Here is a 19,209-nt window from a genome sequence, read left to right as displayed (position 1 = left end):
ATTAATGACCTCCTGATATTTACCTAACTTATAATAATTCTAAAGAAGCCATGCTAAGTAATAGTGTCTTTATTCCTTGTGAATCAAATGCAATAGTAATCTTAACATCATCATCTACTTCAATAGCTTTAACTATGGTACCTATACCAAACTTAGGATGTTTAACTTTTCTTCCTAAAGTAGCTTCCCCCTTAGTCAGCATCTTTTCTGAGTCTTCATTTAGAATATTATTTAACTTCTTAGTAGCTTCTGCAGAGCTAATAAATTTATTACCTTTTGAAGCATTATTGCCATAGGAATTCCTCAGGGTATGTGGATTTCCTCCACTTATATTGTAATTAGCATATGCAGACTTACCCCCTGCAAGTGTCCCTGAGTGTTTAGTAACATTAACATACTCTCTTAATTCTGTAGGAATCTCTGCTATAAAATCTGATTGTGGATAAGCAACAGTTCTACCAAAAACTCGTCTAACCTCTGCTGACGTCATATATAGGAATTCTCTTGCTCTAGTAATTCCAACATAACAAAGTCTTCTAGACTCCTCCATCTCGCTTTCAGAATTAAAAGAAGATGCCCCTGGGAATAACCCATTCTCCATACCAACCATAAATACTACTGGAAACTCTAGTCCTTTAGCTGAATGAAGAGTCATTAAAGTTACAGAGTCTGCCTCTTGATCAAAATTATCTACATCTTGAACTAAAGCCACCTTTTCAAGGAAGGCTGCTAAAGAATTATCCTCTTCATTTTTCTCAAAATCCACCGCTGCTGAAACTAATTCCTCTAGGTTTTCAACCCTGCTTAAATCCTCTGGATTATTTGATTCCTTAAGCTCTTTTAAATATCCAGTATTCTTTAAAATATCTTCAATTAAATTAGATATAGGCATACTTTCACTATACTCAATAAGCTCTTCCATTAATGCAGTAAATTTGTTTATAACCGTTACATTTCTAGGAGTTAAGCTTGAGATATTTTCTGCTTCTATTAAGGAATCAAATAAACTCATTTCATTGTCAGCTGCAAATTGTAATACCTTATCTACAGTTGCATCCCCTATACTTCTTTTCGGAACATTAATTATTCTTCTAAGATTTACAGAATCGGCTGGATTATTAATAACCTTTAAATAAGCTAATATATCCTTAATTTCTTTTCTATCATAGAACTTAAGTCCACCAATTAATCTATAAGGAATACCTCTTTTTATAAAAGTATCTTCAAATATACGTGATTGTGCATTAGTTCTATAAAGCACTGCAAAATCTCTATATTTTCTATCCTCTTTTCTACCATTTTCAATAGTTGTAGCAGCAAAATTACTTTCATCCATATCTGAAAAAGCTCTATATATTTTTATTTTTTCTCCTTTTTCAGCTTCTGTTCTTAAAATCTTGCTTTTTCTTTCGCTATTATTTTTTATAACAAAATTAGCCGCTTCTAATATATTACCCATGCTTCTGTAGTTTTGCTCAAGCTTAACAGTTTTACACTCTGGATAATCTTTTTCAAAATCTAATATGTTTCTTATATCCGCACCACGCCATGCATAGATGCAATTATGAACAACTATTTCATTTGCAACATATTGTCTTAAATGAGGTACATCTATATCATAAACCTTTCCCTCATAGTTAATAACACTAACATTTGCAACTTTATCATCTACAATTTTTCCTTCATCATATACTGGTACACCCATACCCTCTTTTAAACTTCCTATAGGCATAAAGTTATAACTTTCGTCTTCAGTTAATCTAGCTTTTCTAAGTATATAATAAGCATTCTCTACCTGGGATAACTTCTTAGCAAAATACTCAGCATCATCATAAACAGCTCTCTCTGTTTCTACTCTCCAAGTATTTCTTTGTCCTTTTCTAGTATTAAAGCCTAGAGAATCACACTTTCCTCTCTCTTCTTCTCCACTAGTATTCAATGATATCCTATGTGAGTAATACCCTTTTTCATTTCCCTTCTTGCCTCCAAAAAAGCTTATATTTATAGCTTTTCTTGATGTCTCGCCCCTGATTATAGCTCCAGCAGTGTGATGAGGATATTCATTGGATATAAAATTTTCCTCCATCAATCTATCAGCTGCATCATAGGTATTAATTTCTTTAAATAATTTGTTTATATCTTCCTGTTCTAAAGTTATATTTCTTCCCTTCGCATAAAAAACTACTGTAGGAATTCCATATTTACTAGAGAAATACTGTTCATAATAACTTGCTTCCTTTTTATCCTTACACACTTTAAGAATCCAAATTTTATCTGCTTTTTCTCCATTAAGCCTTACAAATAATCCGTTTACCATTTCTCCATCTCTTGATCTTAAGCTGGATGTTTGCCCTATCCTGTAACCAAACCCATTTTTATACATAAGGTATACATAGTATAAGCCCTTTTCACTATTTACTTTTCCAAATACCATATGGTTAGGCGTTGCTTTTATACTTCTCCCACCCTCAGTATCTATTTTAATTATTGGACCACTATATTCCTTTTCCTTTATCTTATCAATTTTATATTCAACCGTTTCTCCTCTACCTGCTGCTCCAATAACAGGGGCATTAGCTTCTAATGACTCTACCTTTTTTTCTCCATTAATATCTCTAAGTAATGTCCCCTCTGCTAGACATTGATCATCATCCCCAACAACACAGATATTCTTAAACTTCTTTGCAAGAAGTTTGATAAACTCATATTGGGCTTTATTAGTATCTTGATATTCGTCTACCATTATATATCTGAATTTTCTTTGGTAAAATTCTAAAACTTCTGGTTCTTTTCTAAATAAATCAACTGTTTTAAAAATTAAATCATCAAAGTCTAAGGCATTGTTTTGTTTTAATTTTTTTTGATATAATTCGTAAACTTGAGCTATTTTTTCTTCTCTATAATTACCTTGACTCTCTAAGGTTACAGAGGATGGATTTTTTAAGTCATCCTTAGCTTTACCTATTTTAGATAAGACTTCACGATCTTCTATATCTTTATCATTTATGTTAAGTTCTTTCATACATTGCTTAACTAAAGACTTTTGGTCATAGGAATCATAAATAGTAAAATCCTTTTTATATCCTAACTTTTCTATTTCTCTCCTTAAAATCCTTACACAAGATGAATGGAAGGTAGATATCCACATATTTTCTGCTTCATCCCCAATTAAAGCTTTAACTCTTTCCTTCATTTCTCCAGCTGCTTTATTGGTAAATGTTATAGCTAAGATATTATATGGTGCTATCCCTTTATCTTCTATCATATAGGCAATTCTATGAGTTAAAACTCTAGTTTTTCCTGAACCTGCTCCTGCTAATATAAGAACCTGCCCCTCTATAGTGGTAGCTGCTTCATATTGCTCTTTATTTAATAACTTTTTCAGATCCATTTTAACCTCCTTGAATACTAAATAAGAAAGTATGTTCTTTCTTATGTAATTAGAAAGAGGAATATATCCATATTCCTCTTTATATTATAAACTATATTTCATTATATCATAATTGAAACTATAAATTTAACATATTAATAAAAATTTCCCATGATTTAATCTTCATTCCAATCTATTCTGCTAATAACTCTATTATATCCATCGCTTCCATAATTGATACACTTATTAACTCTGCTAATGGTTGCGGTACTGGCCCCTGTAAGTTTTGCAACCTCAGTGTAAGTTTTACCATCCTTAAGCATCCTTGCAACTTGAATCCTTTGATCAATTGCTTTAATCTCATTTATTGTACATATATCTTCAAAGAATCTATAACAATCTTCTTTATCTTTTAAACTTAAAATGGCTTCCATTAGATAATCCATTTCTTTGCTTTTTAAATTTGACTTATAAGTATCCATAAAATACACTCCTTTAGTCGCACATTCGTCTTTACTTCTTATTATATTTTAATAAAGTAAAGTAGTAAAGTAAAAGATAAAAACAAAAACGCAACCCTTGGGGCTAGGTTGCGTTTTAGCAATAAGCAATAAATAAAAAGGGGGCTATTTATTCCTTTTATTTATCCTTGCAAAAATATTATATGTTAACTTGTACTTAATTGCAAGGAATTTCTGAAAAAAATATTGTATCTTCTTGTCTACATGAATGATTTTACCTCATTTTCTGTAAACGTTCGATAGGTATAGTATAGTTATTTAAAATAGTGCTTTTAATCTTCTCTTCTTAATACTTTTAATTCCTCTTCAGTTAACTCTCTATATTCACCTTCTTCTAAAGATTCATCTAAAGGTAACCCTCCAAAGGATATTCTTCTTAAATAAACCACCTTTTTCCCAACGCTTTCAAACATTCTTTTAACTTGATGGAACTTCCCTTCTTGCAAAGTTACATGTACCCTTGCCCCCTCAGTCTCTGATTCAATAATCTCTAATTTTGCAGGCATACATTTATAACCATCATCTAGCACTATCCCTTTTTCAAAAGCCTTTATATCCTCTTCATTAACACCTTTATCAATTTCTGCATAATAAACTTTATCAACATGGTGTTTAGGCGATATTAATTTATGATTTAGCTCACCATCATTCGTTAAAAGAAGTAATCCTACAGTATCCTTATCTAACCTACCTACAGGAAAAGGCTCAAATATAGCATCTTCTGCATACAATAAGTCCACAACTGTTTCATCATATTTATCGTGAGTAGCTGAAATCACCCCATCAGGCTTATTCATCATTAAGTATATGTATTTTTTATATACAATCTCTTCACCATTCACTTTTATTACACTTGCTTCAGGATCTACTTGCATTCCATTATCTTTTGCAAGTTTTCCGTCAATTTCTACTAATCCTTTTTTCACAATTGACTTTATTTCTTTCCTACTTCCATAACCTAAATTAGAAAGTATTTTATCTAATCTTTCCATTAAGAAACCTCCTAGTTAAACTTATATAAAATTATATACTAATTTTCAAATTTAACCTAATTGTCCTTTGTTAGGCGTTAATTGTCAACTAAATATAATATTTTTTATAATTACTTTCTAGATAGCTCCCTCATTTCTGTAATTTAATATCTAATATTCTATCATTTATCCTCTCTAAAATCCGCCTTTTTCTTTTATATGTTCATAATAATGTCTTATAGCTTCATCAATTAATATATTATATCTAATATTTATGTTAGGATGGATTAATTTTAATTCTATTATCATCTCCGCTGTGGATCTTCTGATATTAAAGGTCTTTTTAACATCGAAGGGTTCATTTTCATTTTTATTCATGTTCTCAACCTCTCTTTCTTTAACTCTAATACTATATGGTTTTAAAGTTGAGATGATGAATATAACTTTTACCTAATTATCTAATTATCACCGTACTCCCATAACTACGGTGATAATTAAATAATTAAGTAATTAGATACTTAGATACTTAGATAATCAAGTAATTAGTTGTTTAGATAATTATCTAATTATCCGTGCAATAAAAATAGCTAGTACAATAATTTGCACTAGCCTAATACTCTTTAAGATATTCCATTTTTATAATAATTCGTTACTTTAACTACATAATTTCTTGTTTCTGCTGGCATTTTATATAAATCACTTGGTGAGGTTACTCCTCTTTTTGCCATAGTACCTTCCCCTGCGTTATATCCCATCAAAGCCATATCTAAATTTCCATATCTATCTATAAGTTTTTTAAGCATTTGAGTACCAACATTTATGTTACCTTCAATATCATATGGATTTGATAGTCCATATGCTTCTGAATTAAATGGCATAAGCTGCATAAGTCCTTGTGCTCCAGCGCTTGAAACTACCTTAGGATTAAAATCAGATTCTTGCTTTATAACTGCTCTAATTAAGTTTTCATCTACACCATACTTTTGAGAAGCACTTTTTACTGCTGTTTCTATTCTAAGTCTTGTAGCATCAGTTCCCTTATAGGCTGAGTCTACACCTTGACTTAAATATGATTTTAAGTTTAAAGTGTTTAAATCACTTAATGAACTACTGCTTCCACCTATAGATTCTCCAAGTGGATTATTCAGTAAACTGCTAAGTATATTATTACTATCACTATCCATACTTTGTAATAATCCTTGAAGTATTATGTCAAAGGACTGACTATTTCCTATTGATTGCTTTAGTATGGATGACATCATGGTCATAGCTAACATTTGTTCAGTATTCTCTATTTTCATATGCATCTCTCCATATTTTTTATAGTTATTTATCTTCTAGTTAATTCATCGTTTAATCATTCTGAAACTTTAAATTCAATGATGTCATAATCCTCATAGGCATTTTTTTTATAATAACTTTTTGTTAAAACTAATATCTTAAATTTACCTGCTACGAAAGGTCTAAAGCTATAATATGACTTTTTGCTATAGCCTTGAGTTCTAACCCAATTCCCTCTTTCCATTATATAAAACTCATAACATACATCTTTTCCACCCTTACATTCTACATTAAAGTTAATTTCATCTTGTAACTTGAAGTTAATGTTATTAGAAATTATCTTTGTTCCTGTAATTGGTGCAGAGTCGTTTATATATATGTGGAACTCTTTTTTGGTGTCATATTCCCCTTGGCATTTTATGTTTTTGGCATAAAGTTCAAAGGTATATTTCCCAGGAATTTTAGGTGTCAATTTTAATTTTTTATTTTTAATAAAACCTGTCTCTTCAACTACATGTCCATTTATTTTTGTGATGTAATTAATGAGGGTAGATTGACTATTTTGAACTATTGCCTCAAGCTCAACATCATCTCCAACCATATAAAATTCTCTAGATGGAAATAAAATATAATCTATCTTACCAGGTATATAAGTTATTATATCAAAGTACACTACACTATGACAATCATATTCCTTTGGGGAATATTTATCCTTTACACGTATTTCCATTTCATACTCTCCAGATTCCTCTGGTGTAAAGTTAACCCAATTTGCGGTTCCATAATTTACTTTTTCTATTTCTTTTTTATTCTTAAGAACTGTAAATGAATATTTTAGCGATGATCCACCTTCAGCTAACACCTTTATGTTTATAGGTACTCCAACTAAATAGTTGCTATCTTTATCCATAACTACATCGGTAATTTTAATTGTTCTGGCACTTTTTCTATCTATAAAATATTCCATAGCTACAGTGTCTTCATAGTCACCCTCAAAGCTTGCATCTTTTACATAAAGGGTTATTTTGTATTCTCCCTCTGATTTACTCTTCCATAAATATGTTGAGTTCTTTATAAATCCAGAGTCTTCCCCATAGGTTCCATCTATCTTAAATCTATATAATAAATTTTTTCCACCTTCTACAAAAGCTCTTAGTAAAATCGCTGCTCCATTTACTTGAGGTGAAGCTAAATCTGTTGTGAAGCTCTTTATGAGTATAGGTTTATAGGCTTTTATTGTATAAACCATTAGGGCTCTATCATCATGTTCCTTGTTTGAATATATATCTTTTGCTAAACAAAGAAGTTTATATTCACCAGGTTCCTGCTCTGAAAAACTCACTATTGTCTTAGAGGAATAATCTTGAATACATAAAGCTTTTCCCTCTTCATTGATTTTTACAAACTTATAAAGCATTGTGGAGGTTTCTTCCCCCTTAGATTCAACCTGAAAATTTAACTCTTCCCCACATAATAAGTCTTGAGTTAAGCATCTAAAGTTTGATATTTCAACCTTAGCTCTTGGATTCACCTTGTATTTTACTGAATAAAAGTCATCAAAGTTATTTTCTGATGCTGGCTCCTTAGCCTCTATTAATATCTCTTGATTTCCTTCTTCACTAGCAGTAAAAATCAAGCTATTTTCTGGAGAATAATCTTTTATAAGTTCCCAACCTCTTTGGCCACTTTTCCAGAATCTAAATAACACAGGTCTTTTAGAACTTTCTATTTCTATACTTATTTTTTCTCCCACCTGTAACTCGTGAGAATTAACAAAGACATTTTTAATTATTTTTTCTTCTTCTTCCCCAACTAAAATTTCACCCTTACATAAATAATCAAAGGGTTTTGAGCTATCTTTCTTTTTGCCTTGAACCATGAAAATATAGCTGCCGTTTTCTGTAGGAATCCATTTATATACTGATTCAGATGAAAATTCTCTTAAGGTTGTCCATATTCCGAAATTACCTAAAATGAACTTGTATTCTAGATTTTCATCCGTATTGTTTTCAACTTGTATTTCTATTTCTTCTTCTTTACTAATAGGATTTTCTCTATTAAACTTTAACAAAATCTCATCCATTCTCATTCGCTCCTCAAATATATTTACCCAAGAGTATTATACCATTATTTGCTACAAAATGAATTGTTTAAAAGAGAGTTTTTAACGAAGAAAAACTCTCTTTTATGACATATTAGTGTTAAATTTTATTGTATCTGAAAAAATTCGTCTTTTATCTCTCCATTAAGTGTTGGAGATAATTCATTTAAAAATTTTAATAAGTTTGTTTTATTTTGATCCTTCATAGGAGTTGGTCTATAATCATTTTTGTTATTTACTGAGGATACTGAACAAGGTATCACTTTAAAACTTGTTTGCTCTAATTTTCCATTTGTGAAATTAAGTTTTGCTTGTAATATGAAAGTTCTCTTATCTGTAGGATTATTATTTCCTCCAAAACAGAAGTTACCAAAACTATATACTATAAGTTTTCCCTTATAGTTTTCTAAGGTTTGAACTACATGAGGATGTGATCCTAATACTAAGTCAGCCCCACTATCTATAGCATATCTTCCTATATTAACTTGAACATCATAGGGTTTATATTGTCCTTCTATCCCCCAATGAAAATATGGAATTACTACTTCACAGCCACTATTTTTAAGTTCAGCTATATCTGCTTTTATCTTATCTCTTAACTCTTTAGTGTCACTCCAAGCTTGATAACCTAAAAACCCAAACTTTATTCCCTTTATCTCTTTAACTATTTTATATCCTTCTCCAGCTATGTCTACCTTAGCACCTTTTAGAACTTCTATTGTGTCATTGAAACCTTGCTGTCCATAGTCGTATATGTGATTGTTAGCTACAGTGACACCTTCTATACTGCCAGAGGTAAGTATATTTACGTAGTCCTTAGGCCCTTTAAAATGATAATAAGGAGGTGCTCCTTTATCTTTTTTAGCCGTTGCATCAGTAAAGGTGGTTTCAAGATTTACAAAAGTATAATCGTCCTTAGAAAATATATCATATACATTTTGATAAAAATAAGCGTAGTTTTTCCCCGTAGTGTTAAATACAGCAGGCAAGGTTTCTCCTGAAAACTTTGTATCAGTTCCTAAAGTTGAGTCTCCAGCTGCAGATATTATAACTTCTTCTTTCACATCTTGTTTTACTGGTTCAACTGGTTTTTCATCTTGAGTTGTATCTTCTTCAGGTGTCTTATCTTGATTTTTAGAAATGTTTTTTTCAAGAATGTTTTTAGATATTACAAATGCAGTTGGAATTATAATTAATAGTAATCCTATTATAAGAACTACTGATAATATTCTCTTTCTCTTTTTTCTTCTTCTCTTTTTTATGTTTTCTCTTCTCAAATCACAATACTCCTTTTCAAAAAAAGCTATGTAGATTGTTTTACTACACAGCTTATATTTTAGTCTGGACCATATTTTGAACAATGTTTCTTAGAGCCTTATATAAATTATCGTCATCTTCTTTGGTTCTCTTTTTATGGTTTGTGGTTTTTCCCCCACCTCTTCTAACTTTTGCTGATATATGCCTTTCCATAAGTAGTCTATCTATATTGTCTTTATTATATACCATTCCTTTTGGATTTACAGGTATGGCTTCCTTAGCTAATATCATAGATGCCAATCCATAATCTCCTGTAACTACAACATCGCCTTTTTTAGTCACATTGGCTAAAAATATATCCACAGATTGAAATCCGCTATCTAAATATTTAACCTCTCCATACTCTAAAGTTATACTATGATGAATATCACAATATAAGAACAAGGGAATTTGAAATTCCCTTGCAACTTTCTCTATGATCTTTCTTCCTGGACAGCCATCGCCGTCAATCAGAATTCTCATAATTATTGTAATCTTTTTTCAAGTTCAGCTTTTAAATCTTCGAATCCTGGTTTTCCTAATAATGCAAACATGTTTTTCTTGTATGCTTCAACACCTGGTTGGTCAAATGGATTTACTCCTAAAATATATCCACTTAATCCACAAGCTTTTTCAAAGAAGTATATTAATTGTCCAAGGTAGTATGGAGTTAATTCTGGAACATTAACTATAACGTTAGGTACTCCACCGTCATTATGAGCTAAAACAGTTCCTTGGAAAGCTTTTTTATTAACGAAATCCATAGTTTCTCCAGCTATGAAGTTTAATCCATCAACATTTTCCTTAGATTCTTCTATAGTTACATTCTTTTTAGCAGTTTCAACATTTACTATAGTTTCAAATACATTTCTTAAACCATCTTGAATGTATTGTCCCATAGAGTGAAGATCTGTAGAGAAGTTAACAGCTGCTGGGAATATACCCTTACCATCTTTTCCTTCTGATTCTCCATAAAGTTGTTTCCACCATTCACCAAAGTATTGTAGAGCTGGCTCATAGTTTACTAATATTTCAGTAACCTTACCTTTGTTGTATAATGCGTTTCTCACAACTGCATATTTGTAGCAGTCATTTTCTTCTACATTATCACTTGAATATGCATCTCTTGCATCAGCTGCACCTTGCATTAATTCATCTATATTTATTCCACTAGCTGCTATTGGAAGTAAACCAACTGCTGTTAACACAGAGAATCTTCCTCCAACATCATCAGGAATAACGAAAGTTTCATAACCTTCTTCATCAGCTAAAGATTTTAATGCTCCTCTTTTTCCGTCAGTAGTTGCAAATATTCTCTTCTTAGCTTCTTCTTTTCCATATTTCTTTTCCATGTAATCTTTAAATATTCTAAATGCTATAGCAGGTTCAGTAGTAGTTCCTGATTTAGATATAACATTTACGCTTATATCTAAGCCTTCAATAGCTTCTAATAAGTCAGCTAAATAAGTTGAACTTATGCTGTTTCCTATAAAAAATACTTGTGGAGCTTTTCTCTTATCTTTGCTTAAAACATTGAAGAAAGAGTGATTTATAGCTTCAATAGCTGCTCTTGCTCCTAAATAAGATCCACCTATTCCTATAACTATTAAAGCATCAGAATGTCCTTTTATTCTTTCTGCTGCATCTTTAATTCTGTTAAATTCATCTTTATCATAATTAACTGGAAGATCAATCCACCCTAAAAAGTCATTGCCTGCACCTGTTTTTTCGTGTAAATCCTTGTGTGCTGCTTTAACTATGCTGCTTAAGTTAGTTATTTCTTCGTCTCTTAAAAATGGTTTAGCTTTTGTAATGTCTAGAGTTAATCCTTTTTTCATTTCCTTACCTCCGTGAATATATTTAATGTTCCATCCGTAATTATAACATAATGAAACCATTGTTAGCTTGCTGCTCTATGTATTTTATCCTTTAGTTATTTAGATTATGATAAACTTTTTTTGATTTCAGCAGTCATACCCAAATCAGTTTTTAAAATATGATTTTGTATCCACTCTAAAACAAAATTAAGAATATCTAATAATGCCTTATCCTGATTATGATCCATATCTTTAAGGTTCATCTTATCAAGATCACTAATTAAATCATCATGTTGAATTTTATGCGAAAAGAATTTTTTATACTTACTTTCCACCATAAACTTTTCTTCTTCCCCAAAATGATATTTAGTGTACTCCTTTAGTTCTTCTATTACTTCAACTATCTTATCGTATTTGTCTAATACTAGGTCATTTTTGTATATATCATAGGCTTTGTGTGCTATTTCAAATAGCATCTTATGTTGTTCATCAATAAATTGTATACCTGTAACATACTCATCTTTCCATTGAAACATTTAATAGCCCCCTTTTCTAATATACTCCCTATGGTAGATTATACTATTATTAAATTAAATATAAAAGAGCCTATATGTAAATTTTCATTTTTAGAAAAACTCTACAGGATCAATGACCTTAATGAATTTGATGCAGTCACTGCGTGACATGCTACAGCAATAATGTGCACATCTTCATAGTAGACGTTGTTTTTAACGTCAATCTATTCTTTTCTTAAATGATTTGATGAAGCAAAAAACGCTTCTGCAGTATTAAGGTGTATACAACTCAAATTGTTTGTCCATAATCTTGATGAGGTGATTATTAATGAAATTTAGAAAAGAATTAATTCGACTTGATTTAGTTAGAGACATGATTATTTATTTTATTTTGGTTATAGTAGCACTAATATTGATTTTTAATATAGATTACATAGGCCGTGGTTAATAGTAATTTTTTGTGTTTAGGGAATGCTATCCTATAGAACTATTTGAGAGGTGATATAATTGAAAAAAAGTACTGCCATATTTTTTGCATTTACCTTGGTTTTTATTTCACTATCTTCTACTACTCTGTCTTTAGATACAGCTGCAGCTATTGCATCTGATGAAGTTCAGCTAGCACTAGATTCTTTAAATGAATCTACTCCACGAAATTTCCGTAAAACTTCTACACCTATTTATTTAACTAAAAATGAAAAGTTCTCTTTGAAGGGATTAGATAAATTAAATATTTCAGGAAGTCAGCAATTTTCCGAAAAAAATGTTTCTATTTTATTAGAAGAAATAGGTACATCAAAACCAATTACTATTGTAGACCTACGTCAAGAATCTCATGGTTTTATCAATGGTCTTCCTGTTAGCTGGAAAAATCTAAACAATGATGTTAATAAAGGATTAACTAGAGATGAGGTAATAGAAAAAGAAACAAAGCAATTAAGTTCCATACCATTAAATACTCCTGTTACAGTTTATAGAGCCCCTAATAATAGTATGATTCCTACTGAAATTTTTAATGAAGATGCTTTAGTTACTTCAAAAAACTTGTCCTACATAAGAATTCCTGTAACAGATTTAGGGCTACCAACTGATGATATGGTTGATTATTTTATAGAGGCATTTAAAAACCTTCCTAAAGATTCCTGGGTTCATTTCCACTGTAAAGCTGGTGTAGGAAGAACAACAACCTTTATGATTATGTATGATATGCTTATTAATTATAATGAAGTTTCTGCTACAGATATTATAGATCGTCAGCTAAAACTTGCAAACTTCGATGAAGTTACTATTAGAGAATTCTATACCCCTGAGAGATATAAATTCCTACTTAACTTCTATAACTACTGTAAAGAAAATGGTAGGGAATTTAAGATGAGTTGGAGTAAGTGGAGTAAGGAATATGATGGGTTTATTAGCTTAAGGAACAGTTCTCAATACATCCATGCTGCTTAAAACTATCCTTAAATTGACATTTAAACATAAGTATGAAAACATATAGATATATCAAATTATGTATTATATGGGGGACTTATGAAAAATACACGAACTCTGATTTTGGCTTTAATAATTTCTATTATATTTATTTTCTTAGGAACTAGCTATCTTAATTCTCAATACAAGTTTATTGATAGGCTAATTTTTAAACTGCATTTAAGTAAAATAAACAACAATCCTTTTCTTGGAAAGTGGAGACTATCAGGTGATACTGATCTTAGTAATTTCTATCCTGATGATAACCTATATGTTACTTTTCAAAATGATAACATAGTAATAATTCAAAATGAAGAAGGCGAAGCTTCCACATCCTATACCTTTGAAGATAATATACTTAAAATAGGATCTGCTACTACTGAAGGAAACTCCTATGAATTCAGTGATAAAGACAACTTCTCACTTTTAATTGTTTATCCAGACGGTGAGGAAGCAACATCCTATTTTAAAAGAGTACCTTGATTGATATTGTGACATTACGCACCTCTAACCTGTAGAGGCCTCTTTTCAGGCCTCATTAAATTCCTTTTAACCTCTAACCTGTAGAGGCTTCTTTTCAGGCCACATTAAATTCCTTTTAACTTCTGCCCTTTTATTATTCATTCTTCTACAAAAAAGATTTTATTTTAAATTTAATTCCGAACTTGTAACAAAATTCCCCTTATATGAATATACTGAACTGTGAGAGAGTTAACTAGGCAATAATTCTTGTCACCTCCTTTCCAATGAAATTTGCTCCTGTATCCTTAGATGCAGGAGCTTTATACTTTATAATATTTTTATATACTCTGCACTAACAAAACCACCATGATCCCCATAGTAAATGCTCCACCAATTACCTAACTTGACATCAAGTCTTACTTTTTCGCCATTTTGAAGTTGTCCTATTATTTTATAATTTGTACCAGCTCCACCTCTAACATTAAGCACTGATGCTGTTACCTCACCGTAAGTTCCACTTTTTTGAGGAATTGCCTCTACTATTTGAGAACCTTCTATGCTAACATACTCTGAGGATACCCAGCCGCCATGATTTCCAAAGTATATATTATACCAACTTCCAACCTTGGGCCCTAACCTAATTCTAGAACCATTCTTTAATTGCCCTATAACACTATAATTAATACCTGCTCCATCTCTAACATTAAGTACTGATGCCGTTACTATTCCGTATCCATTTTGGTCCTGTTGAATAGGAATATCTTCCTTAGGTATTTCTATATTTTTATTGATAAACATACCTTCTGTAAAATTATTAAGATCCACATTACCATTGATTCCATATACGCTTCCGCTAGAAGTATACTGATGTCCCACTACATTATAAAACCCTGTTTCCATTGGAGAATTCACTCCATAATGAGCTATCCAAGCCTTATATGCTTTGATTCTACCCTCTAAATTATCTCTCCCAAAATATCCTCCAGTATAAATAATACAATCTAATCCTGATAATTCTTTAAACTTAGCTAAAAATTCTAAACATCTATCAGTTATCTGATATGCAGTCCTATTTTGTGAGTTAGTTTCTATGTCTAGTACTGGAATTATTTCAAATTGCTTACCTTTAATCGCATTATAAAAAAATGTAGCTTGCTCTGAAGGTGAAGTTTTTTCACTCATAAAGTGATAAAATCCTACTGGAAAACCTGCTTCCTTAGCCCCTTGATAATGAGATTCTAGCTTTGGATCTAAGTATGTGGTTCCCTCGGTAGCCTTCATTATTACTACTTGTACTGAATTTTTCAAGGCATTAAAATCTATACTTGGCTGATGATTTGATATATCTATTCCTTTTAACATTTACATTCCCCCCTTTTAATTTCTGACATAAAAGCTATCCATTTTTAGATGATTGCCTCGCCGTAGATTGTCCAAAATAAAATGCAATAACCAGGCTAAACACTGTGAGAAATTCTTGTGAACTAACTTTCTGCTTAATACTTAAAATACAAAACACCATTGTTAGTAATAAAGCTATTATCTTCTTCACTTGTAATAAACCTTTTATTTCTTTCATTTGTAAACCTCCTTTTCAAATTATTTTAAAATTATTTCTTTAATATCATCTATATCTTCTTTTATTTCTTCAATAGTTCCTAGTGAACTAGCTAGCTTATCTATTGTTTGTTGATACCTGCTCTCTCTTTCCTTTGAATCTTTTCTTGTATCCATTAGAAGCCAAACAAATAAAACACAGAATATGCCTTGGGTTATTATATATTTAACAATTTCACTCTCCATCACTTCACTCCTTATATAATCTTATTATGTTAAGAGCACTCTTACTTTATATAACAATATTATCACTTAAAGTGATATAATCCTAATCACTAATAGTACTATTTTTAATTACTTTTAGTGATTAAAAGTATTTTATCTCTATTTTTCATAATATCTCTTAAAAATACTCTTGCTTTTATCACATATAGTGTTATTATGTATACAAGAGGTGATTAAATTGTTAGGTGATAAAATTAAAGCTTTAAGGCAAAAAAAGAAATTAACCCAAAAAGAATTGGCTGATGATTTAAAAATATCTCAGTCTACAATAGGAATGATTGAAAGAAATGATCGTGGAGCAAGTAAAGAACTATTAATAAAGTTAGCGAGCTATTTTGGAATTACAGTTGATTACCTTTTATCTGACGAAAAGGATATTAACTATACCTCTGAATTAAATAATAAGGATCAAAAAGATATAAGCAAGGCTCTAAGTCAAACCCTAGAACAACTTCAAAGTGATCAATCAGGATTAATGTTCGATGGTGAACCTATTGACGAAGAAACTAAAGAACTACTTAGAATCAGTTTAGAAAACTCCATGAGATTAGCTAAGCAAATAGCTAAAAATAAATTTACTCCCAATAAATATAAGAAATAAATGGGGTGTGGGATATTGAGAGATAATATAGATAATAAGATAGAGAAATTAGTAAAAAAATATAAAACTAATAATCCTTTTGAGATAGCTAAAGGAGAAAACATAATTATTATAAAAGAGCCATTAGGCTTAATAAATGGGTATTATAACAAGTTTGTTAGACAAAAAATGATACATGTAAATGAAGATTTATCATATTCAAAACAACTATTTACCTGTGGTCATGAGTTAGGGCATGCAATTTTTCACCCTAATGCAAATACTTCTTTTCTAATTAATAACACCTTCTACTCTGTTAATAAATTAGAAAAACAAGCTAATTATTTTGCTGCAAGGTTATTAATTCCTTCAGATATACTAACCGTATATTCTGGTTATACCCTTGAGCAAATAGCTTGTTGTGAAAGTATTCCTCTTCCTTTACTAAAAGTTAGATTTAATATAGAAGATTAAAAGAGATTGATGCAGGTGCATCTATATATTTTTGTTTTTAAAAGAACATATGTTTGCAGATATAGCTATACTTTTCTGTTTTTGGAATAATATGTGTTAGAATAATATTTTCTCCTTTGCAAATTATACTACTGAAAGGAGTGAGTGTAATGAAAAAAGTATTTGTCTTAACATTAGTCTTTATTTGTATATTCTTTAATTCTTTTAGTATTAAAACTCTAGCAGTTCAAGGAAATTTAATAAAAGAAGGAATTTATGATGTATCTGATTTAACTTTATCTTTAGATAAGATTTATGAAATTCAAAACACTTCAAAAACGGAAATGGCTTTTGTAATACTTTTTGATGATCATAGTAATATGATACAATTTATCAAGTTAATGCCTGATTCATCTAAACAAAGATTACTACCAATGAAAGCCCATTATAGACTTATTATAATTGGAACGACTGAAGTATTTATATCTTAAACTAGCTTCAATTTTTTTCTGGTTTATAATGCGTAACTATATATTTTTGCTCTTAAAATAACTAATGTTTGTAATGATAGTAAAAAACCACAAACAAAGACTAATTCTTTGTTTGTGGCTTTAAAACTAAATTGCTATTTAGAACTCAATGCCCTTAATACTAATTCTTCCATCAATTCATATTTCAAATTAAAGGATTGTACACTGGCCTCTAACATCTCTTCGTCCTTAATTTTAGACCAATCTAATCTATATCCATTATACTCAGAAAGCTCTTGAATAAACATTCTCTGAGTTCTCCCATTTCCTTCTCTAAATGGATGAATTGCATTAATTTCACCTAAGTAATATGATAACCTTTTAGACATATTTACAATATCCAAACCTTCTAAATACTTCTCTTTTTTCAACTTATTAAGTACATCTTCCATCTGGCTATCGATATATTGACAAAGACAAAACTGATTTCCTTTTGATATATTTACAATTCTAACTTTACCAGCCCATTCATAAATATCTCCGAATAGAAATACATGTATTTTCTTTATATGGTTAAAGTCAAATTTACCTTTTATAGGATTTTTCATTAACTGCGCAGTTCTTAAAGCTGTAATTTCTCTTTCCGCTTGCTTTAACTTTTCTTCATCAATTATATTTAATTTATTTTTTAATGTATGTGATTTATGATAACAATAAAATTCATCTTGCTCATATTCGTAATGGTATAAATCACTCATACTACATAACCTGTTTACTCATATACTTTTTCACTAAGTTTTCAACAGCTACTTGAAAAGAAATCTTTCCTTCCAAACACTCTTTTATTCTTTTTTTATCTTCTTCCATGAGTGGCATGTTTTCCATACTCATAGTTGCATTTGTGTTAGCTATAATTCTTTCATTTTCACTCATAATGCCACCTCCATATATACCTTTATTATATCACATTTATAAGTAAATTTATACTGTTAAAACAACTAAAACTCCTATATTATATCAATACAGAAGTTTTTAAAATCTAATTGCTATTTTTCACTTTTAATAAATTTAACAGTATCTTCTATTATAGTCTTCTGCTGCTCCATACGACTTAACCCAGCTTCATTATCACCTTTTTGTAAATTACCTTCACCATAAACCGCCATCTGAGTATGATTTCCTCCAGGTATTTCTATATAGTTTGCACTAGCTGGTAAAAAATCTTTCCCTGCTTCAATTTTCTCTGGTGTAGCTAGTCCATCATTGCTTCCTGATAAACTAAGTACTTTTAAATCAGTATTTGCCAAAGAGTATTTTTTTGTTGTATAACTTGCATATAAAATGATTCCTTCAAACTTATCTAGATTATCAGAAGCCACCATACTTGCAGCAACTCCACCTAGCGAAAATCCTCCAACATACCATTTATCTATTTCAGGATAACTATCAATAACATCAAGTGCTCTATCTTTAGCGAAAAACGCCAAATTGAAAGGCATCTTCTGTATCACTACCTTAATTCCACTCTCTGCAATTTTCTCTGCTGCATAAGCAAAACTTTTAGGGTCTACTTGTCCACCAGGATAATAAATATAACCTATGTTTGTCTTTTCATTCACAGGATTAAATACAATAGTATTGCCTACCTCCTCTACAATCACATCCTTTTTTGATGCCATTGCAGCAACTGCCTCTTCATCTGCTGGAAGAGAAAATGTTAAATATCTTACAATCCCTATGATAAAGGCTACTAAAATAACAGCTACAACTAATAAAACTTTTTTCTTCCTTGAAAAAGATTTTTTACTTGTTTTCTCAGACATGATTTCTCCTCATTTCCTGTAGTTTTATTTATTTCATATGCCCTTATTATATCATTTTATTCGATTGCACACAATTTAAACCATAAGTTTCCTTTCTCTTGTAAAGATCTTAAGAGGATTCTAATGAGGGTTATACAAGTTAATACGCTTGCCTTCCCCCTTCCTCCTTTATATATTTATAATAATGCTCAACAGCATTTTCAACTATTATTCCAAACTTTACGTTAGCATTAGGAT

General features: G+C 30.5%; 20 protein-coding genes and 2 pseudogenes. 5 read left to right on the top strand and 17 right to left on the bottom strand.

Annotation, left to right across the window (positions count from 1 at the left end):
- Positions 1–28 precede the first annotated feature (28 nt).
- The 11 genes and pseudogenes from L1S49_RS23450 to L1S49_RS21965 all read right to left on the bottom strand — a co-directional run.
- Positions 29–1,561 (bottom strand): annotated as a pseudogene (locus L1S49_RS23450) (3'-5' exonuclease); the annotation flags it as partial.
- A gap of 4 nt (positions 1,562–1,565) precedes the next feature.
- Positions 1,566–3,391 (bottom strand): annotated as a pseudogene (locus L1S49_RS23445) (UvrD-helicase domain-containing protein); the annotation flags it as partial.
- 155 nt (positions 3,392–3,546) lie between these two features.
- Positions 3,547–3,852: a YerC/YecD family TrpR-related protein gene (locus L1S49_RS22005; RefSeq protein WP_021800410.1), complete on the bottom strand. Its 306-nt coding sequence runs from the start codon at positions 3,850–3,852 to the stop codon at positions 3,547–3,549.
- A gap of 311 nt (positions 3,853–4,163) precedes the next feature.
- The gene (locus tag L1S49_RS22000; RefSeq protein ID WP_238907432.1) at positions 4,164–4,883 is read right to left on the bottom strand and encodes a pseudouridine synthase; all 720 of its coding nucleotides are present in this window, start codon (positions 4,881–4,883) and stop codon (positions 4,164–4,166) included.
- 174 nt (positions 4,884–5,057) lie between these two features.
- Positions 5,058–5,240, bottom strand: coding sequence for a hypothetical protein (locus L1S49_RS21995; RefSeq protein ID WP_073022653.1), 183 nt, complete (start codon positions 5,238–5,240; stop codon positions 5,058–5,060).
- A gap of 242 nt (positions 5,241–5,482) precedes the next feature.
- A complete protein-coding gene (locus L1S49_RS21990; RefSeq protein ID WP_238907431.1) occupies positions 5,483–6,163 on the bottom strand; it encodes a lytic transglycosylase domain-containing protein in 681 nt (226 codons plus the stop codon).
- A gap of 56 nt (positions 6,164–6,219) precedes the next feature.
- The gene (locus L1S49_RS21985; RefSeq protein ID WP_238907430.1) at positions 6,220–8,226 is read right to left on the bottom strand and encodes a triple tyrosine motif-containing protein; all 2,007 of its coding nucleotides are present in this window, start codon (positions 8,224–8,226) and stop codon (positions 6,220–6,222) included.
- 125 nt (positions 8,227–8,351) lie between these two features.
- Positions 8,352–9,521 (bottom strand): CapA family protein, encoded by a 1,170-nt coding sequence (locus L1S49_RS21980; RefSeq protein WP_238907429.1) that lies wholly within the window; start codon positions 9,519–9,521, stop codon positions 8,352–8,354.
- A 52-nt stretch (positions 9,522–9,573) separates the two neighbouring features.
- The gene (locus tag L1S49_RS21975) at positions 9,574–10,023 is read right to left on the bottom strand and encodes a YaiI/YqxD family protein (protein ID WP_238907428.1); all 450 of its coding nucleotides are present in this window, start codon (positions 10,021–10,023) and stop codon (positions 9,574–9,576) included.
- Positions 10,024–10,025: 2 nt separating this feature from the next.
- Positions 10,026–11,378, bottom strand: coding sequence for a glucose-6-phosphate isomerase (locus tag L1S49_RS21970; protein WP_021800403.1), 1,353 nt, complete (start codon positions 11,376–11,378; stop codon positions 10,026–10,028).
- A gap of 104 nt (positions 11,379–11,482) precedes the next feature.
- The gene (locus L1S49_RS21965; protein ID WP_021800402.1) at positions 11,483–11,893 is read right to left on the bottom strand and encodes a bacteriohemerythrin; all 411 of its coding nucleotides are present in this window, start codon (positions 11,891–11,893) and stop codon (positions 11,483–11,485) included.
- 486 nt (positions 11,894–12,379) lie between these two features.
- Between L1S49_RS21965 and L1S49_RS21960 the strand changes: the two genes are divergently transcribed.
- Entirely contained in the window at positions 12,380–13,324 is a 945-nt protein-coding gene (locus L1S49_RS21960; RefSeq protein WP_238907427.1) for a phytase, read from the top strand.
- A gap of 78 nt (positions 13,325–13,402) precedes the next feature.
- Complete coding sequence (locus L1S49_RS21955; RefSeq protein WP_073022647.1) at positions 13,403–13,825, top strand: hypothetical protein; 423 nt, start codon at positions 13,403–13,405, stop codon at positions 13,823–13,825.
- 306 nt (positions 13,826–14,131) lie between these two features.
- On the opposite strand, the gene L1S49_RS21950 is transcribed toward L1S49_RS21955, so the two are convergent.
- The 3 genes from L1S49_RS21950 to L1S49_RS21940 are packed head-to-tail and all read right to left on the bottom strand — an operon-like array spanning position 14,132 to position 15,607.
- Positions 14,132–15,166 (bottom strand): GH25 family lysozyme, encoded by a 1,035-nt coding sequence (locus L1S49_RS21950; protein WP_238907426.1) that lies wholly within the window; start codon positions 15,164–15,166, stop codon positions 14,132–14,134.
- Between the two features lie 34 nt (positions 15,167–15,200).
- The gene (locus L1S49_RS21945; RefSeq protein ID WP_021800399.1) at positions 15,201–15,383 is read right to left on the bottom strand and encodes a hypothetical protein; all 183 of its coding nucleotides are present in this window, start codon (positions 15,381–15,383) and stop codon (positions 15,201–15,203) included.
- Between the two features lie 20 nt (positions 15,384–15,403).
- Complete coding sequence (locus tag L1S49_RS21940) at positions 15,404–15,607, bottom strand: BhlA/UviB family holin-like peptide (protein WP_238907425.1); 204 nt, start codon at positions 15,605–15,607, stop codon at positions 15,404–15,406.
- 217 nt (positions 15,608–15,824) lie between these two features.
- On the opposite strand from L1S49_RS21940, the gene L1S49_RS21935 reads away from it, so the two are divergent.
- The 3 genes from L1S49_RS21935 to L1S49_RS21925 all read left to right on the top strand — a co-directional run bounded on the left by L1S49_RS21935 (position 15,825) and on the right by L1S49_RS21925 (position 17,170).
- Positions 15,825–16,247, top strand: coding sequence for a helix-turn-helix transcriptional regulator (locus L1S49_RS21935; RefSeq protein WP_021800379.1), 423 nt, complete (start codon positions 15,825–15,827; stop codon positions 16,245–16,247).
- A 15-nt stretch (positions 16,248–16,262) separates the two neighbouring features.
- Complete coding sequence (locus L1S49_RS21930; protein WP_021800378.1) at positions 16,263–16,700, top strand: ImmA/IrrE family metallo-endopeptidase; 438 nt, start codon at positions 16,263–16,265, stop codon at positions 16,698–16,700.
- Between the two features lie 149 nt (positions 16,701–16,849).
- Entirely contained in the window at positions 16,850–17,170 is a 321-nt protein-coding gene (locus tag L1S49_RS21925) for a hypothetical protein (RefSeq protein WP_238907424.1), read from the top strand.
- 134 nt (positions 17,171–17,304) lie between these two features.
- Here L1S49_RS21925 and L1S49_RS21920 read toward each other — a convergent pair whose 3' ends face one another.
- The 3 genes from L1S49_RS21920 to L1S49_RS21910 form a co-directional block, all read right to left on the bottom strand.
- The gene (locus L1S49_RS21920) at positions 17,305–17,907 is read right to left on the bottom strand and encodes a Fic family protein (protein ID WP_073022628.1); all 603 of its coding nucleotides are present in this window, start codon (positions 17,905–17,907) and stop codon (positions 17,305–17,307) included.
- Between the two features lies 1 nt (position 17,908).
- The gene (locus tag L1S49_RS21915; RefSeq protein WP_238907423.1) at positions 17,909–18,082 is read right to left on the bottom strand and encodes a hypothetical protein; all 174 of its coding nucleotides are present in this window, start codon (positions 18,080–18,082) and stop codon (positions 17,909–17,911) included.
- A 113-nt stretch (positions 18,083–18,195) separates the two neighbouring features.
- Positions 18,196–18,972 carry an alpha/beta hydrolase gene (locus L1S49_RS21910; RefSeq protein ID WP_238907422.1) on the bottom strand — a complete coding sequence of 259 codons (777 nt, stop codon included), beginning with the start codon at positions 18,970–18,972 and terminating at the stop codon, positions 18,196–18,198.
- Positions 18,973–19,209 lie beyond the last annotated feature (237 nt).

This window comes from Clostridium sp. YIM B02506 (assembly GCF_022324845.1).
GTDB lineage: Bacteria > Bacillota > Clostridia > Clostridiales > Clostridiaceae > Clostridium_T > Clostridium_T intestinale.
Note: the sequence above shows the minus strand (reverse complement) of the source record. Positions and strands in the feature narration are given on the sequence as shown.

Bases quoted from the DNA above. Each gene is read 5' to 3' on its own strand.
- L1S49_RS21985 (WP_238907430.1), bottom strand. From the start codon at position 8,226: ATGGATGAGATTTTGTTAAAGTTTAATAGAGAAAATCCTATTAGTAAA.
- L1S49_RS21950 (WP_238907426.1), bottom strand. From the start codon at position 15,166: ATGTTAAAAGGAATAGATATATCAAATCATCAGCCAAGTATAGATTTT.
- L1S49_RS21945 (WP_021800399.1), bottom strand. From the start codon at position 15,383: ATGAAAGAAATAAAAGGTTTATTACAAGTGAAGAAGATAATAGCTTTA.
- L1S49_RS21920 (WP_073022628.1), bottom strand. From the start codon at position 17,907: ATGAGTGATTTATACCATTACGAATATGAGCAAGATGAATTTTATTGT.
- L1S49_RS21910 (WP_238907422.1), bottom strand. From the start codon at position 18,972: ATGTCTGAGAAAACAAGTAAAAAATCTTTTTCAAGGAAGAAAAAAGTT.
- L1S49_RS21940 (WP_238907425.1), bottom strand. From the start codon at position 15,607: ATGGAGAGTGAAATTGTTAAATATATAATAACCCAAGGCATATTCTGT.
- L1S49_RS21975 (WP_238907428.1), bottom strand. From the start codon at position 10,023: ATGAGAATTCTGATTGACGGCGATGGCTGTCCAGGAAGAAAGATCATA.
- L1S49_RS22000 (WP_238907432.1), bottom strand. From the start codon at position 4,883: ATGGAAAGATTAGATAAAATACTTTCTAATTTAGGTTATGGAAGTAGG.
- L1S49_RS21965 (WP_021800402.1), bottom strand. From the start codon at position 11,893: ATGTTTCAATGGAAAGATGAGTATGTTACAGGTATACAATTTATTGAT.
- L1S49_RS22005 (WP_021800410.1), bottom strand. From the start codon at position 3,852: ATGGATACTTATAAGTCAAATTTAAAAAGCAAAGAAATGGATTATCTA.
- L1S49_RS21970 (WP_021800403.1), bottom strand. From the start codon at position 11,378: ATGAAAAAAGGATTAACTCTAGACATTACAAAAGCTAAACCATTTTTA.
- L1S49_RS21925 (WP_238907424.1), top strand. From the start codon at position 16,850: ATGAAAAAAGTATTTGTCTTAACATTAGTCTTTATTTGTATATTCTTT.
- L1S49_RS21915 (WP_238907423.1), bottom strand. From the start codon at position 18,082: ATGAGTGAAAATGAAAGAATTATAGCTAACACAAATGCAACTATGAGT.
- L1S49_RS21955 (WP_073022647.1), top strand. From the start codon at position 13,403: ATGAAAAATACACGAACTCTGATTTTGGCTTTAATAATTTCTATTATA.
- L1S49_RS21990 (WP_238907431.1), bottom strand. From the start codon at position 6,163: ATGAAAATAGAGAATACTGAACAAATGTTAGCTATGACCATGATGTCA.
- L1S49_RS21995 (WP_073022653.1), bottom strand. From the start codon at position 5,240: ATGAATAAAAATGAAAATGAACCCTTCGATGTTAAAAAGACCTTTAAT.